Below are 306 nucleotides of genomic sequence, written 5' to 3' on the forward strand. Positions count from 1 at the left end.
GCTGTCCGGCGAAGGGGTAGCATCGCTTCAGCTCTACCACCAAGGCTTCTACCTGGGGTGGTGTCTTGTTGGGGCGGCTGTGGTGCCTGCCACGACGATCGGCCAGGCCTTGGGCTCCCTGGGTCTGGAAGCGGGCGAGCCAATATCTGACCGTCTTGGTGCTACAGCGAAAGGCCTGCGCCGTGAGGCTGATGTTGCGTGCATGCTCCAGGCACAAGCGGACCATTTTCAGGCGCAGGGCCAGGGGGTCTCTGGAGTCATGCAAGCGCTCCCAATAGGGTTCAGGGCTCATGGGTGGTCCTCCGG

The 306-nt window shown here is 63.4% G+C and carries 1 protein-coding gene; it reads right to left on the reverse strand.

What is annotated here, in order from left to right; translation table 11 throughout:
- Window positions 1-292, reverse strand: a 292-nt coding sequence (locus NUW13_07900; protein ID MCR4438948.1) for a helix-turn-helix domain-containing protein, incomplete at its 3' end; no start/stop codon positions are given.
- Between the last annotated feature and the right edge of the window lie 14 nt (window positions 293-306).

This window comes from candidate division KSB1 bacterium (assembly GCA_024655945.1).
Taxonomy (GTDB): domain Bacteria; phylum Zhuqueibacterota; class Zhuqueibacteria; order JANLFK01; family Oleimicrobiaceae; genus Oleimicrobium.